This window comes from Erysipelothrix sp. HDW6A (genome assembly GCF_011400295.1).
Lineage (GTDB): Bacteria > Bacillota_I > Bacilli_A > Erysipelotrichales > Erysipelotrichaceae > Erysipelothrix.
In genome coordinates, this window is record NZ_CP049859.1 from 1432359 (window position 1) to 1448209 (window position 15851).

At 39.1% G+C, this 15851-nt stretch carries 11 protein-coding genes, 1 tRNA gene, 3 rRNA genes and 1 pseudogene; 1 reads left to right on the forward strand and 15 read right to left on the reverse strand.

Annotated features, from left to right (window positions below; translation table 11 throughout):
• Window positions 1-6: 6 nt before the first annotated feature.
• A complete protein-coding gene (locus tag G7059_RS07350; protein ID WP_166081443.1) occupies window positions 7-1014 on the reverse strand; it encodes a V-type ATPase subunit in 1008 nt (335 codons plus the stop codon).
• The gene (locus G7059_RS07355; protein WP_166081444.1) at window positions 1004-1324 is read right to left on the reverse strand and encodes a hypothetical protein; all 321 of its coding nucleotides are present in this window, start codon (window positions 1322-1324) and stop codon (window positions 1004-1006) included. Before G7059_RS07355 ends, G7059_RS07350 begins: the two co-directional genes overlap by 11 nt.
• 103 nt (window positions 1325-1427) lie before the next feature.
• On the opposite strand from G7059_RS07355, the gene G7059_RS07360 reads away from it, so the two are divergent.
• Window positions 1428-1516: transfer RNA gene (locus G7059_RS07360), tRNA-Ser, on the forward strand.
• 214 nt (window positions 1517-1730) lie between these two features.
• Here G7059_RS07360 and G7059_RS07365 read toward each other — a convergent pair.
• The 13 genes and pseudogenes from G7059_RS07365 to G7059_RS07420 form a co-directional block, all read right to left on the reverse strand.
• Window positions 1731-2939, reverse strand: a complete 1209-nt coding sequence (locus G7059_RS07365) for a diphosphate--fructose-6-phosphate 1-phosphotransferase (protein WP_166081445.1) — start codon at window positions 2937-2939, stop codon at window positions 1731-1733.
• A gap of 69 nt (window positions 2940-3008) precedes the next feature.
• Window positions 3009-3515 carry a hypothetical protein gene (locus G7059_RS10690; protein ID WP_370519177.1) on the reverse strand — a complete coding sequence of 169 codons (507 nt, stop codon included), beginning with the start codon at window positions 3513-3515 and terminating at the stop codon, window positions 3009-3011.
• A gap of 47 nt (window positions 3516-3562) precedes the next feature.
• On the reverse strand, window positions 3563-4867 hold the full coding sequence (locus tag G7059_RS07370) for an ABC-F family ATP-binding cassette domain-containing protein (protein WP_370519178.1): 1305 nt from the start codon (window positions 4865-4867) through the stop codon (window positions 3563-3565).
• 13 nt (window positions 4868-4880) lie between these two features.
• A complete protein-coding gene (locus G7059_RS07375; protein WP_166081446.1) occupies window positions 4881-6164 on the reverse strand; it encodes an N-acetylmuramoyl-L-alanine amidase in 1284 nt (427 codons plus the stop codon).
• A gap of 17 nt (window positions 6165-6181) precedes the next feature.
• The gene (gene asnS, locus G7059_RS07380) at window positions 6182-7564 is read right to left on the reverse strand and encodes an asparagine--tRNA ligase (protein ID WP_166081447.1); all 1383 of its coding nucleotides are present in this window, start codon (window positions 7562-7564) and stop codon (window positions 6182-6184) included.
• 11 nt (window positions 7565-7575) lie between these two features.
• Complete coding sequence (locus G7059_RS07385) at window positions 7576-8202, reverse strand: redox-sensing transcriptional repressor Rex (RefSeq protein ID WP_166081448.1); 627 nt, start codon at window positions 8200-8202, stop codon at window positions 7576-7578.
• A gap of 59 nt (window positions 8203-8261) precedes the next feature.
• Window positions 8262-9265: pseudogene (gene tsaD / locus G7059_RS07390) on the reverse strand (tRNA (adenosine(37)-N6)-threonylcarbamoyltransferase complex transferase subunit TsaD).
• Window positions 9262-9642, reverse strand: coding sequence for an N-acetyltransferase (locus G7059_RS07395; protein WP_166081449.1), 381 nt, complete (start codon window positions 9640-9642; stop codon window positions 9262-9264). Before G7059_RS07395 ends, tsaD begins: the two are co-directional and overlap by 4 nt.
• Window positions 9643-9680: 38 nt before the next feature.
• Window positions 9681-10247 carry a tRNA (adenosine(37)-N6)-threonylcarbamoyltransferase complex dimerization subunit type 1 TsaB gene (tsaB, locus tag G7059_RS07400; protein ID WP_166081450.1) on the reverse strand — a complete coding sequence of 189 codons (567 nt, stop codon included), beginning with the start codon at window positions 10245-10247 and terminating at the stop codon, window positions 9681-9683.
• Window positions 10244-10666 carry a tRNA (adenosine(37)-N6)-threonylcarbamoyltransferase complex ATPase subunit type 1 TsaE gene (tsaE, locus tag G7059_RS07405; protein WP_166081451.1) on the reverse strand — a complete coding sequence of 141 codons (423 nt, stop codon included), beginning with the start codon at window positions 10664-10666 and terminating at the stop codon, window positions 10244-10246. Before tsaE ends, tsaB begins: the two co-directional genes overlap by 4 nt.
• A gap of 78 nt (window positions 10667-10744) precedes the next feature.
• Window positions 10745-10858, reverse strand: a 5S ribosomal RNA gene (rrf, locus tag G7059_RS07410).
• Between the two features lie 82 nt (window positions 10859-10940).
• Window positions 10941-13848, reverse strand: a 23S ribosomal RNA gene (locus tag G7059_RS07415).
• A 292-nt stretch (window positions 13849-14140) separates the two neighbouring features.
• Window positions 14141-15675 (reverse strand): 16S ribosomal RNA (locus tag G7059_RS07420).
• Together the 16S, 23S and 5S rRNA genes form the textbook arrangement of a ribosomal RNA operon.
• Window positions 15676-15851: the final 176 nt, after the last annotated feature.

Below are 15851 nucleotides of genomic sequence, written 5' to 3' on the forward strand. Positions count from 1 at the left end.
ATCCTCCTATTGTGTAATTAAGTTCATTATCGAATCAGGAGATATTTGATATCTGACCCCTTCAATAATATCGATAATATTGTCAATTTCTAAGTGTACTAGCATCATATATGATGCCAATACAGTATTCGTATCTTTTGCAAATCGTAATTGATGTTTTGCAAAATGATATCTTACAGAATTTAAATACGTTTCAACTGTTACAAAATCTTCTTTAGAAGCATATCGACTGTATGTTGAATTTCTAAACGCTACTATAAACTCTTCAGCATCATAGGTCTCAACCCAATATTTCATCTGATGCTTAGGAATATAAAATGGAATATAACGAAGTCGAGGAATAATATCCTCTGCTGAAACTTTGTAATACTTCTTCAAACGATAGATATGAGCTATCGTCTTTAATTCATCATCCATATTAAAAATCGATAGAAGTTCAATATGGTTTGAGCCTTGAACTAATTTTTTCAGTACAATTCGATAATACTCATTGAGCTTATCTTCAGTTTCTGCCAAATCAACATCATTCTCATATAAGTTATCAAGTAAATGACCATATGACGTCGTTACGAGATAGTCTTGTAATTCTTTATACGATGTCGTATTTATAAGCTTTTCAATGCTAATCTCCATATACTGTTCAAGTAAATTAATATATGTATCGACTTGGTGTTTTGACTGCGAGCGAATCGCATGAAGAACATACAGAATTAACTCAATCTCTCTTCTTTTAATGTAGTAGTTAAAGAATGAATCATCACTTTCTTTAACATAGCGCATTAATTTTAAGAAGTCATTAATACCCATTCTTCTAATTTGCTTCTCTAATTCTTCACGATGGACATCTTGCTTATCCATTTGAGCTAAAACATCATGATATCGTGGTTTAGTCTGAAGATATGCAGCAATCTCTGATACAGTTTTAAACTGCGACATCATCCGGAACTCTTCAACAGTTAAGTGTTTTGAAAATAAAGAACGTGCCTTTACAGCCATAGCAATATCACTTGCCATTATTAGTCACAATACTTTCTAATAGGCGTTCATACCAAGCTTCCTTGGCATCATTAAAGCGATTTCTAAGGTCTAAGACACGTTGTTCATAGTCTTGATCATAAACCGGCTCTAATGACTCACGATACGAATCCATTTCTTTCTGAAGTGAATCTGTTTCCTTTGTAAGTAGTTGTGCCAACTCTTGATCTATTTTTTTCTTTTCCTGTTGGAGCTTTTGAATATCATCGGCATGTGATTCAAGAACCTCTTGAACCTGTTCTTTTGCCTCTGCATTAGCTTTTAAGATTTGTAAAATATAATCGTCCATAACAAAACCTCCCAAATACTAATAAATAATACTCCTTTAGTTATTCAAATACAAGAAAAAACATTTCTTTTTATGACGTAATATGCTAAAATACATGAGCAATGGAGAAATACCCAAGAGGCTGAAGGGGTCGGTCTCGAAAACCGATAGGAGTTCACGCTCGCGAGGGTTCAAATCCCTCTTTCTCCGCCATAAAGTCAATTTGCCCACTTAATAGTGGGGTTTTTTTATGAAAATAATTAAACCTTTCCAAAAAGCTTTCCACAACAATGATTATTTATAGAATTAAATTGATATATTCAACTTTTCATAAATAGATTGTTTCTCAAATTAAATAAAATCCTAAACACTTGTATAGAGACATATTTTTGAAAAAAGGAACTTCAATGAAGAAGTTCCTTTTGAATTAACGCATGTAGTAAGGTTTTACTTGACGTGGTAATCCTTTTTCATCATACATGATTTCTGGGATACCAACTAATAGTGGTTCAAAGTAAGCATGTGCTTCTTCTGTGATACCTGCAAAGTTAGGTAAAATCCACTCTTGTGGGAAGTTACGCACATGGTTAGCGATGTTGCTTGATGCTGTTGCATCGTAAACTACATCATATTTGTCACCTTCAACACGTTTAACAAGAACTGTCATTCCTGTGAATGATGGATCAATAGAACGCATGTGAGCTGACATTCCTAATTGGAATGACTCTTCTACGTCAACTTTTGATTGTTCTGTTGCGTGTGAACGTTGTGCATTACTTAAGTCTTGAACTTTAGCACGTTCTGAGATGCCTGATTCTAAGATCATTTCTTTTAATGCATTACCTGCTCCACCAAGAACAGCATGACCAAATGTATCATTTTTTGATTCGCCAGCTGCAAGGTATGTTCCGTCTTCGTAACGAACACCTTCACTAACAACAATGTAGCATTTGTTCTTTTCTTCAATATGTTTCTTAACTGTGTTTAAGAATGCTTCTTTATTGAATGGTTGTTCTGGTAATACAAGAACATCAACAACTCCTGATACACATGAGCTAGCTGCTAACCAACCTGCATCACGGCCCATTGTTTCAAGAATGAAAACATCTTGACGTGTATAAACAGTTGAGTCTGTCCATGTTTGTAGAGCTGTAGTAGCGATGAATTTAGCTGCTGAAGCAAATCCAGGAGCATGATCCATAACCATTAAGTCGTTATCGACTGTTTTTGGACATCCAACAAATTGGAATCCTTCGATGTTGTTTGCTTTTGCATATTCATCTAAAGCAGCAACTGTATCCATTGAGTCGTTACCACCTGTGTAGAATAATGTGCGAATATCATGACGTTCCATGATGTCAAACAATTTCTCAAAGTCAGCAACGTTTTCACGTTTTAATTTGTAACGGCATGAACCTAATGCACTTGATGGTGATTGACGTAATACTCTATTCTCGTCATCACTCATATTTGTTAGGTCATAGAATTTTTCTTCTAAGATTCCTTCAATACCGTGAATACCACCTAAAACTGTATCGTATACAGGGTTAAGTTGGTTCGCTTTAACGATACCTGCGATTGTAGCGTTAATTACTGATGTTGGCCCACCTGATTGAGCCACTAAACATTTAGCCATAGTGTCTATCGTCTCCTTATATATTTCCACATACTATTATACACAAATATTCAAAAATAACCAATCTTTCTATTCATTGTTACTTTGTTCTTCTAAAATCAAGGCATTCTCAGTCCACTCATCCTCGAGTTGCTTGATTTCCACATGGATTGCATCAATTTCTTGATTCAAATTATCCATTTTTTGTGGATCGTGATAATAATCTTCATCAAAGCGCAACTCTCTGTGTAATTCAAGCTGCTCATGAAGATCGGGTAAGAGTAATTCTATTTTCTGTTGTCTATTTTTTATACGTTTAATTTGTTGGTACGCTTCTTTAGAGGTTTCTTTTTTCTCATTAACAGCTTTCTTTTCTTCATGAGCTATTTCTTGAATCGAACGTGCTTCATGTCGAATTATCCCATCTTGAATCACAAATACGTCACTTGCTAGTTTATCAATGAAATATCGGTCATGAGAAACAAAAATCATGGTTCCATCAAAGTTTTCTAAAGCTTTTTCTAAAGCTTCTTTGCCTTGAATATCAAGGTGGTTCGTAGGCTCATCAAGAATTAGTAAGTTATCGCCACTAAGCATTAGCTTGATTAATGATAAGCGTACTCTTTCTCCACCTGAGAGAACACCTACAGATTTAAAGACATCATCCCTTTGAAAAGGAATCGTCCTAGTGCTTGACGAATTTCAGTGTGATCAAGTTCAGGGAAATCATCCCATACTTCTTCTAGAACTGTTTTGTTCATCGAGAAGTTAAGAAGTTGTTGGTCAAAATATCCCATTTCAATTTGATGCCCTAAGAGCATTTCACCTTGAAGTGGTGGAAGTTTTCCTGCTAGTGTTTTTAATAAAGTAGATTTTCCTGTTCCGTTATCTCCAACTATGGCGTAACGATGCCCTCTCTCAAAGGTATAGGTCATTGATAAGAGTGGTTTGTCATATCCTACAGCAAGTTCACTAATTGAAAGTACTTCTTTACCACCTCGTAACTTCGATTTAAAATTAGCCTTAAACTCTCGTTTCTTGACATCAATCTTTTCAAGTTTATCCATACGGTCGAGATACTTAATTTTTGATTGCGCAAAAGCAGCTTTGCTACGTTTAAAGCGGAACTTCTCAATTAACTTTTCAAGACGTTCGATTTCACGCTGTTGATTTTGGAACTTAATATTATGGCGTTCAATATTCTTCTCTTTTAGTACTTGATAACCACTATAGTTACTCTCATAACGTTCTGCTTGGTAGTTCTCAATTTCAATTACGACACGACAAACTCTATCTAGGAATAAACGGTCATGGGATACAATTACTACAGCACCATCATAGGAACTCAAGTATCCTTCAAGCCACTCAATCGTAGATATATCTAAGTGGTTTGTAGGTTCGTCCAAAAACAATACGTCAGGTTTACTAAGTAATAATCGAATAAACGCAAGACGTGTTATTTGACCCCCAGAAAATGTATTTAAGGGTCTTTCTAAATCTTCTACAGTAAAATTAAATTTTGTAAGGATGGTATGTATTTCTGTTTCATAGGTGTATCCACCCAGTCTTAGAAAGGACTGTTGAACACGGTCATATTGTTTCAATACTGCATCGCTATGATCCGTAAGCATCGTTGTTTCTAATGACTCCAAACGGTCTTTTAAAACAAACAGCTCTTTGAACGCTTCATTAAAGTAATCTTTAACTGTGATACTTATGTCATCGAGATGAAGTTGTTCTAAGAATCCAATGCGTATATTTGATGCCCAAAATACATCTCCTGAATCAAGACTCTCAGTTCCTTGAAGAATATGAAAAAGCGTTGTTTTACCAACGCCATTGGCACCAATAATCGCTACTTTTTCACGTTCATCAATTTTTAAGTTTAGATTTTTAAAAAGTTCTTGTGAGCCAAAAGATTTATTGGCAGCACGTACATTCACAATCATAATAAATCCCCTGTTATTTTTCTATTTCACTTATAATTGCATCAGCTAAAGCCTGTGCAATTTTATCTTTTTCGCTAAACCATGCTTGATATGTATCTGGATTGGATATATATCCAAACTCCACTATCACGGAGTGCATGGCTCTATTACTGTTTTGCGCAAAGCTGTTTAATGCTTTGTAACGGTCATTAACAGTTCCAGCGCCTGTTAACTTTCCACCCGTTTCTCTCAAGATTGCATTCAAATCGAGACCTTCGAACAGAGACGTTCTAAATATCCCCTTTTGGGAACTCCCATAATCATAAAGAGGTAATGAAGTTTTTGATGCTAGTTCATTCGCAATTTTTACTGCAAAATCAGAAGTTGATTTATTTGAGTAAATAGCAGTTGCTCCCTTAGTATCTGGTTTTGTATCATAAACCATTGATAAATGAATGTAATACTTTGCATCAACATTGTATGCATCTTCAATACGTCCACCTTCTCCATGGAAGTTCTTACCTTTAGTTTTGTCTCTCGCAATTTTAGCTCTATAACCATTTTCGCTAAGAATTGATTGTACCTTTTCAGCCATTTCATACATTTCTTTAGATTCAATAAAGTCGTTATACGATAAACCAGGTGTCATATACCCTCTTCCATCATCAAACAGACCATTAGGGTCTAATACAATATCAAATCCTGTTGGGTCTTGGCTAATATTCTTTACATCTAAGTAGACATATTGTGCATTTAGCGCTGGAACTCCTTCATTATTAAACATTGATTGATCTGCAATTAGACGAATTTCTTTGCCTTCTTTATTCTTTGAAATTGTCTTAAATGTTTCATTTATTTTAAAATTGGAAGTTAATCGATTTCTAGAAAAACCTTCCAATATTTGAATCTCATAGAAACCAGCTTGTAGCGTATCTAAGGGAATTTTATTATCGAGTTCTGATCCAAGTAAATAAACTTCCTCTTTATCGGTACAAAGATTTTTCAAGAAAATAGTACGACCAGTAAAGCCATCTGATTTATAAGGCGTATAAGTATCCTTGTAAAACCCCAGCGTCTGACCATAAAAACTATAGTCATTCATTGATGTAAAGGATTCAGTATTATTGTTAATCATAATGTTACGAGAATCTTTTGCGTTGAGATTACAAATTGTATATGAGGTATCTACATGAGCAGTCTTTGGAAAGAATACAATAATAAGTGTTAGGGCCAAAGAAACCAAAACTATGATAAAAGGAACTACAATTCTGTAGTTCACTTTTTTTTCTTTAGGCACATAATTAGAACGGTATTTCATAAAAATCACTTTCTTTACTAATAATCAAGATGTCTTGGTGTACGTGGGAAAGGTAGTACGTCACGAATGTTTTGCATACCTGTGATATACATTAGGAATCTCTCAAATCCGATACCAAATCCAGCGTGTTTGACTCCACCATAACGGCGAAGGTCAAGATACCACTCTAATTGGTCTTTAGGAATTCCCATTTCATCCATTCTTTTTTTAAGATAATCAAGACGCTCTTCACGTTGTGATCCACCTACTAATTCCCCAACATAAGGAACTAATAAGTCACATGCTGCGACAGTCTTGTTATCGTCATTCATACGCATGTAGAATGCTTTAATATCTTTAGGATAGTCTGTTAAAAATACAGGACCTTTTACAATCTCTTCACTAATATAACGTTCATGTTCTGATTGTAAATCAGTTCCCCACTCTACTTTATACTCGAAACGATCGTTTACTTTTTCTAGTAAGTCAATTGCTTCAGTATAAGTCATTCGTTTAAATTCACTTTGTACAAGTGACTCTAATTTTTCTAATAATGTTGTATCGATACGTTCATTGAAGAATTTCATTTCTTCAGGTGCATTTTCAAGCACGTATTCAATACAATACTTAACTAAATCTTCAATTAAGTTCATATCGTCTTCTAAATCTGCAAATGCTATTTCAGGTTCAATCATCCAGAACTCGCTTGCATGACGTGCAGTATTTGAGTTTTCTGCTCTAAATGTTGGTCCAAATGTATAAGTGTCTCTAAATGCTAATGCAAATGCTTCAGCATGAAGTTGTCCTGATACAGTTAAACTAGCTTTACGTCCAAAGAAGTCCTTCTCATAATCACCATCTGTGCGTGTTGTGACATGGAATGATTCTCCAGCACCTTCAGCATCGTTACCAGTAATGATTGGTGTATGAACATAGACAAAACCTTGGTTTTGGAAGAACTCATGAATTGCCATAGAAAGCACTGAACGAACACGGAACACTGCCATAAAGGTATTCGTACGTGTACGTAAATGAGCAATCTCACGAAGATACTCATAACTATGACGTTTCTTTTGAAGCGGGTATTCAGAACTTGCAGCTCCTTCTAGAACTACTTCTGTTACTTCAATTTCAAAAGGTTGACGACCATCTGGTGTTTTCTTAAATAGTCCTGTTACAGTTACTGCTGTACCAGTTCCATATTTACCAATTTCGTCATAGTTTTCTAATTCTGCAGCATAAACACACTGCGCATTTCTAAAATACGTTCCATCATTAAGTTCAATGAAACCTACATTTTTCCCCTTACGGTTTGTACGAATCCAACCTTGTAGTTGAATATACTCAATTGCATCTACTTCTATCTCTGAGCCATAAGCGAGTAAATCATAACACTCACGAATTGTTAAATATGAAATCATTAAGCCACCTCTTATCGAATATTGTTTGTTTGGAATATTAATTCTTGAATTGTTGAAACAACATCAACTGTTTTTACTACGACATCTTTTGGAACTTGGATATGTTCACTTGAAAAGTCTACGATACCAACGATTCCAAGGTCTACTAGTCGATCAATTGTTTCTTGTACATTTTTGGATACTGTAACGATAGCGATACGGCATCCTTCTGGCATACGAGTTTCTAGTTCACTCATATGGTAAATAGGAATATCTGATGCTTCTCCCAGTTTGTTTGGATCGACATCGAAACCACAAACTATTTCACCTACAACGTGATTCCAACGGTTGTAGTTTAAAATAGCACGTCCTAGATTACCAGCACCTACTAATATTAACTTTTCTTCAAAGCTTACACCTAGAAGATTATCAAAAGTTTCTATCAATGACTTAACATCATATCCATACCCTTGTTTACCAAGTGATCCGATGAATGAAAAATCACGACGAATTGTTGTAGATTCTATATCTACGAATAGTGAAAGTTCACGTGATAAAATGCGTTCAACTCCCATATTGTAGAGTTTTCTTAAAGCTTTTAAATATATTGGATACCTTTGCATTGTAGCCTTAGGTACATTAGCTGTTACTTGATTCATTTGATATCACCACCACTGTAATCATACCATAACGACTCTTTCATATCTATGTGAATAAATTAATAATCATTCAGTTGTTTGTTAGATAATGCCGATATTTCACAACTTGCAACAATTCCTTTATTAAAACATGTATAAGCAGCTAGACCTATCATTGCAGCTTGATCCATACATGCCCATAATGGAGGTTGTAGGATGTTTAAGTCTGGATATGTGGTCTTTAATCCTTCAACTTGTTTTCTTACTTCACTATTTGCAGCTACCCCCCCGCAAGGACAAATGATTTAACATCATATCTTTCAAGAGCAATATTAACGCGACTCATCAAGTTATCAACTGCCGCATGTTGAAATGCATATGCCATATCATCGACATTGAGCTCTCTATTTTCACGTTCTTCACGTAAAATTGACTGACGAACAGCAGACTTTAAGCCACTAAATGAAAAGTCTAAGTCATTTTCTGTCTTTACCTTTGGCAAGGTGTAGTGTACTTTACCGTTTTGTGCTCGCTTATCAATAATTGGACCACCTGGATAAGATAAATCCATTAATCGAGCTACTTTGTCATAGGCTTCCCCTACTGCATCATCTTGGGTCTTACCAATTACTTCGAATTTGTAATCATCTTCCATAAGTACAAGCTCTGTATGTCCACCAGAAACAACTAAAGCTAGTAATGGAAACTCTAATGTTCCAGATAATTTATTTGCATAAATATGACCTGCAATATGATGAACAGGTATTAATGGTTTGTTTAAAGACCAAGCCAGTGTCTTAGCAGCCATAACACCGATATGTAATGAACCAATAAGACCCGGTCCTTGTGTTACTGCAATAGCGTCAATGTCATCAAAGGACTTATCTGCTTTTTGTAAAGCATCACGTATTACAAAGTTTACGTTTTCAACATGAAGTCTTGAAGCAACTTCTGGGAAAACTCCACCATATTCTTTATGTACATCAATTTGTGACGCTACGATATTTGATAATACTGTTTGACCATCCTCAACGATAGCTACAGAAGTTTCATCACAACTTGATTCGATTGCTAATATAATCATTCCATCACCTTCCTCATTACCAAGGCATCATTACTTCCATAGTAATTTTTGCGCCTTGATAGAATTTCAAAACCATGTTTACTATAAAAAGACAGTGCTTTCGTATTTACTTCATTAACTTCAAGAAAGACATCTTTGTTTTCATTCATAGACAAACCCTCAAGTAATAAGCTACTTGCAATGCCCTTGTTTCTATTACGTTCATTGACAATCACTTGGTGTATTTCCATAAAATCATAAGAGATACCAAATATGATTAAACCCTGAATATCATTCTCAAATTCATATACAAGAAACAGAGAATTTTCATCATTTATAGAGCTTAGATACTCATTCCTTGACCATCTTGCAAGAGATTGATCTTGTGCTAGTTTCATAACCCAATCAATGTCGGATTCATTTGCTTTTCTTATCATTACTTTAAATACTGTGGTACTAATGTATCAACTTGTAATACTTCATTCCAAGATTTTTTTACATCAAAGATATTTTTAATAATTGATGGATATGAAACATCTTGACCATTCAGTAAGTGCACATCACCAAACATTAGAAGGTTCAAATCATTGATTTCATCAATAGAATAAACTCTTTCATCCTTAATTTCTCCATTAGTAATTATTGCCCCGAATACGCGTTTTGAACGTGCATCAATAAATGCAAAGCCATCATTAGCGCCCATTAGAGAAATTAAAGTATTAATCGTATATATTTTCACTTTAGGATGTCCTATCGCAAATACTTTAGTAAAGGTAATACCAATACGAGTTCCTGTATAACTTCCAGGACCTTCAGTAACTACTATTTCACCTATATCTTCAACAGTTAAACCGTTTCGAGTTAAAAGTTTATCAATTTCTGGAATAAGTAATTCTGAATGTTGTTTCTTTATGACTTCCTGATATGAGTCAATAACTTTCTCTTCATTCGCAAGCCCAATGGCTAATATTGAATGCGAAGTATCAATAATCAATGTAATCATATGCTTGTCCCCTCAAATTTTATTGTACGAGTATTCTCATCAATGTAATTTATTGAAATAGTAACGTCCACTTCAAAATCAATATCATCGAGAAATTGTCCCCACTCTAATACGACAACGTTCTCATCATCAATTAAGTCATAGAGTCCTAGTGTATCTGAGCTTACAGTTTCTAATCTGTATGCATCGATATGCTTTAAATTAAGTCTTCCTTCATATTCTTTTAATAGAGTAAATGTTGGACTTGTAATTGTATCACTAATGTCCAAGCCTTTGGCTAACCCCTTTGTAAAAGCAGTTTTACCTACTCCTAAATCACCGACTAAAGATATAACACAACCTTTGCCTATTTGTTTTCCAAAGTTTTGTGCAATTTCCATTGTCTCATTAACTGAATGTGTTGTATATTCTTTTATCATCTTACTATCACCGTTCTAAATTATATCATAATTCTGATCAAAAGATAAAAAAGGAACACCGAGAAGGTGTTCCGAATTACCTGGCAATGAGCTATCTTCACTAGAGCGTGCCTAGCTATTGTCGCCGCTAAAGTGCTTAACTTCTGTGTTCGGGATGGGAACAGGTGTGACCACTTCGCAACTATCACCAGATCAATTGCTTTTGCTGAGAGATAATCTCTCAAAACTGAATAATAAAGTGTGACGTTTAGTTCTTTTCAAATAGTTGTGGTGTGTGATTAAATCCTCGACCTATTAGTATCAGTCAGCTACACATATTGCTATGCTTCCACCTCTGACCTATCAACCTGATCGTCTCTCAGGGGTCTTACTACTTACGTATGGGAAATCTCATCTTGGAGTTGGCTTCGTGCTTAGATGCTTTCAGCGCTTATCCAGTCCATACTTAGCTACCCAGCCGTGCCCTTGGCAGGACAACTGGTACACCAGCGGTATGTCCACCCCGGTCCTCTCGTACTAGGGGCAGCGCTCCTCAAATTTCCTACGCCCACAACAGATAGGGACCGAACTGTCTCACGACGTTCTGAACCCAGCTCGCGTACCGCTTTAATGGGCGGACAGCCCAACCCTTGGAACCGAATTCAGCTCCAGGATGCGATGAGCCGACATCGAGGTGCCAAACCTCGCCGTCGATGTGAACTCTTGGGCGAGATCAGCCTGTTATCCCCAGGGTAGCTTTTATCCGTTAAGCGACGGCCCTTCCACGCGGTACCGCCGGATCACTAAGCCCGACTTTCGTCCCTGCTCGACCTGTATGTCTCGCAGTCAAGCACCCTTCTGCCTTTACGCTCGTCGATTGATTTCCAACCAATCTGAGGGTACCTTTGGGCGCCTCCGTTACTCTTTAGGAGGCGACCGCCCCAGTCAAACTGCCCACCTGACACTCTCCCGAACCCGGATAACGGGTTGCGGTTAGAACTTCAAACTTACAAGAGTGGTATCCCAATGATGACTCCACATAGACTAGCGTCCATGCTTCATAGTCTCCCACCTATCCTGTACATGTAAATTCAAAGTTCAATATCAAGCTACAGTAAAGCTCCATGGGGTCTTTCCGTCTAGTTGCGGGTAACCGGCATCTTTACCGGTACTAAGATTTCACCGAGTCTGCTGCCGAGACAGCGCCCAAATCGTTACGCCTTTCGTGCGGGTCGGAACTTACCCGACAAGGAATTTCGCTACCTTAGGACCGTTATAGTTACGGCCGCCGTTCACTGGGGCTTCAGTTCAATGCTTCGACTCAAGGTCTAACACATCCCCTTAACCTTCCAGCACCGGGCAGGCGTCACCCCCTATACTTCGTCTTGCGACTTTGCAGAGAGCTGTGTTTTAGTTAAACAGTCGCTTGGGCCTCTTCACTGCGGCTCCCTTTTACAAGAGCACCCCTTCTCCCGAAGTTACGGGGTCATTTTGCCGAGTTCCTTGGCAACAGTTCTCTCGCTCACCTTAGGATTCTCTCCTTGCCTACCTGTGTCGGTTTTGGTACGGGCCAAATCATAATTAACGCTAGAAACTTTTCTCGAGAGCTGGCATCAATTGCTTCGTTACTTCCTCACGGGTTCACTCCCCATCACGCCTTTGCATTATGTGGCGGATTTGCCTACCACACTGCTCCTTCGCTTAGACAGGCTCTTCCATTCGCCTGCTCAATCTAGCCTTCTCTGTCATTCCTTCACTTATGATTCGGGTACAGGAATATCAACCTGTTGTCCATCGACTACGCTTTTCAGCCTCATCTTAGGTCCCGACTTACCCAGGGAGGACGAGCCTTCCCTGGAATCCTTAGGCAATCGGTGGGTCAGATTCTCACTGACCTCTCGCTACTCACACCGGCATTCTCACTTCTATACGCTCCAACGCTCCTTACGGTACATCTTCAACGCGGTATAGAACGCTCCCCTACCACTTATATTACTATAAATTCGCAGTTTCGGTATCATGCTTAGCCCCGGTACATTTTCGGCGCAGGGTCACTCGACTAGTGAGCTGTTACGCACTCTTTCAAGGGTGGCTGCTTCTAAGCCAACCTCCTAGTTGTCTGTGCATCCCCACATCCTTTTCCACTTAGCATGTATTTTGGGACCTTAACTGGCGATCTGGGCTGTTTCCCTTTCGACTATGGACCTTATCACCCACAGTCTGACTGCCATCTATTTCTACTTTGGCATTCGGAGTTTGATTATAATCAGTACCCCGAGATGGGGCCATCATACATTCAGTGCTCTACCTCCAAAGTCATTCCAATGACGCTAGCCCTAAAGCTATTTCGGGGAGAACCAGCTATATCGAGGTTCGATTGGTATTTCACCCCTAGCCACAACTCATCCGCCAGCTTTTCAACGATGGTCGGTTCGGTCCTCCATTTGGTTTCACCCAAACTTCAACCTGGTCATGGCTAGATCACCTCGTTTCGGGTCTACCACAATGTACTATTTCGCCCTATTAAGACTCGCTTTCGCTTCGGCTCCGTCTTTTAAAACTTAACCTCGCACATTATGAGTAACTCGCCGGTTCATTCTACAAAAGGCACGCCATCACCCTTTAACGGGCTCTGACTTCTTGTAAGCATACGGTTTCAGGTTCTATTTCACTCCGCTTCCGCGGTTCTTTTCACCTTTCCCTCACGGTACTGGTTCACTATCGGTCACTAAGGAGTATTTAGCCTTACCGGGTGGTCCCGGTTGATTCCGACAAGGTTTCACGTGCCTCGCCGTACTCAGGATTCCATTAGGGTAGTCGCTGTTTTCGTTTACAGGGTTTGCACCTTCTACGACTGGCCTTTCAATGCCATTCAACTAACTTTGACTAATCCCACATCATGGTCCTACTACCCCAACTCTAAAGTTGGTTTGGGCTCTTCCCGTTTCGCTCGCCACTACTCAGGGAATCACTGTTGTTTTCTTTTCCTCTTGCTACTAAGATGTTTCAATTCGCAAGGTTGTCTCAGCATGTACTATGTATTCATACATGTGTAATACTGCATTACCAGTACTGGGTTCCCCCATTCGGATACCCCCGGATCATTGTGTACGTACCACTCCCCGAGGCATTTCGCTGTTAGTCGCGTCCTTCTTCGACTCTTAGTGCCTAGGCATCCACCGTACGCCCTTCCATATTTAATCACATGGTTTTGCGCCTGATTGTTTAAAATCAGTTTTTGTGTTTATCAGCTGTTGATAAACGTGTGTTCGCTTTGCTTAAGTTACTGTTTGTTTAACTTGATGTAAATCTAGTTTTCAACTATTCGAAAAGACCTACTGATGTCTATATCTCTATTTCTATCTATTGTCTTCTCTATTATTCAGTTTTCAAAGATCATTCATTTCTTCTGAGATTCTTATTAAAAAGCCTCTCAAAACTAAACAGGAAACTTTGTGTCAATTCCGCTTCTTTCTTAAGTGTATTACTCCTTAGAAAGGAGGTGATCCATCCCCACCTTCCGGTAGGGATACCTTGTTACGACTTAACCCCAATCATCGGTCCTACCTTCGACGGCTCCCTCCCTTTCGGGTTAGGCCACCGGCTTCGGGTATTACCAACTCTCATGGTTTGACGGGCGGTGTGTACAAGGCCCGAGAACGTATTCACCGCGACATTCTGATTCGCGATTACTAGCGATTCCGACTTCATGGAGTCGAGTTGCAGACTCCAATCCGAACTGAGACGTACTTTCTGAGATTCGCTCCACATCACTGCTTCGCTGCCCTCTGTATACGCCATTGTAGTACGTGTGTAGCCCAGATCATAAGGGGCATGATGATTTGACGTCATCCCCACCTTCCTCCGGTTTATCACCGGCAGTCTCTCCAGAGTCCCCAACTTAATGCTGGTAACTGAAGACAAGGGTTGCGCTCGTTGCGGGACTTAACCCAACATCTCACGACACGAGCTGACGACAACCATGCACCACCTGTATCCACCATAACTATTACATATCTCTATGCTTTTGCGTGGTATGTCAAGACCTGGTAAGGTTCTTCGCGTTGCTTCGAATTAAACCACATACTCCACCGCTTGTGCGGGCCCCCGTCAATTCCTTTGAGTTTTACGCTTGCGCGCATACTCCCCAGGCGGGATACTTATTGCGTTAACTACAGCACTGAATTTCTCCAACACTTAGTATCCATCGTTTACGGCGTGGACTACTAGGGTATCTAATCCTATTTGCTCCCCACGCTTTCGAGCCTCAGCGTCAGTTACAGGCCAGTTAGCCGCCTTCGCCACTGGTGTTCCTCCATATATCTACGCATTTTACCGCTACACATGGAATTCCACTAACCTCTCCTGCACTCAAGTCTACCAGTTTCTATGGCATCACGGGGTTGAGCCCCGAACTTTCACCATAAACTTAATAAACCGCCTGCGCTCCCTTTACGCCCAATAATTCCGGATAACGCTTGCCACCTACGTATTACCGCGGCTGCTGGCACGTAGTTAGCCGTGGCTTTCTGGTAAGGTACCGTCATAGCATGAGCATTCCCTCTCACACTTGTTCTTCCCTTACAACAGAGCTTTACAACCCGAAGGCCTTCTTCACTCACGCGGCGTTGCTCGGTCAGGGTTTCCCCCATTGCCGAAAATTCCCTACTGCTGCCTCCCGTAGGAGTCTGGGCCGTGTCTCAGTCCCAGTGTGGCCGGTCACCCTCTCAGGTCGGCTACGCATCATCGTCTTGGTAAGCCGTTACCTTACCAACTAACTAATGCGCCATAAGCCCATCTCATTGTGATGTATCCCATCTTTAATTATCTTAAGATGTCTTAAGATAAGCTATCCGGTATTAGCTGACGTTTCCATCAGTTATCCCAGGCAGTGAGGCAGGTTGCTTATGTATTACTCACCCGTTCGCCACTAAGATTGAAAAAGTAAACTTCTTCGCTCTTCGTTCGACTTGCATGTATTAGGCACGCCGCCAGCGTTCATCCTGAGCCAGGATCAAACTCTCCATTTGATTCTTTCTCTTTAACTCTGACGAGTTTATTTCTATCTAAAATTACTATTGAAATTGACGTTTCCTGTTTAGTTTTCAAAGACCTTTTTGCGCTCTCTTGAGTGCCTTACTATAATACTACTTCAAAATAGAATTGTCAACGAAATTACAACAATTATTTAAATATTTTTTTGAAG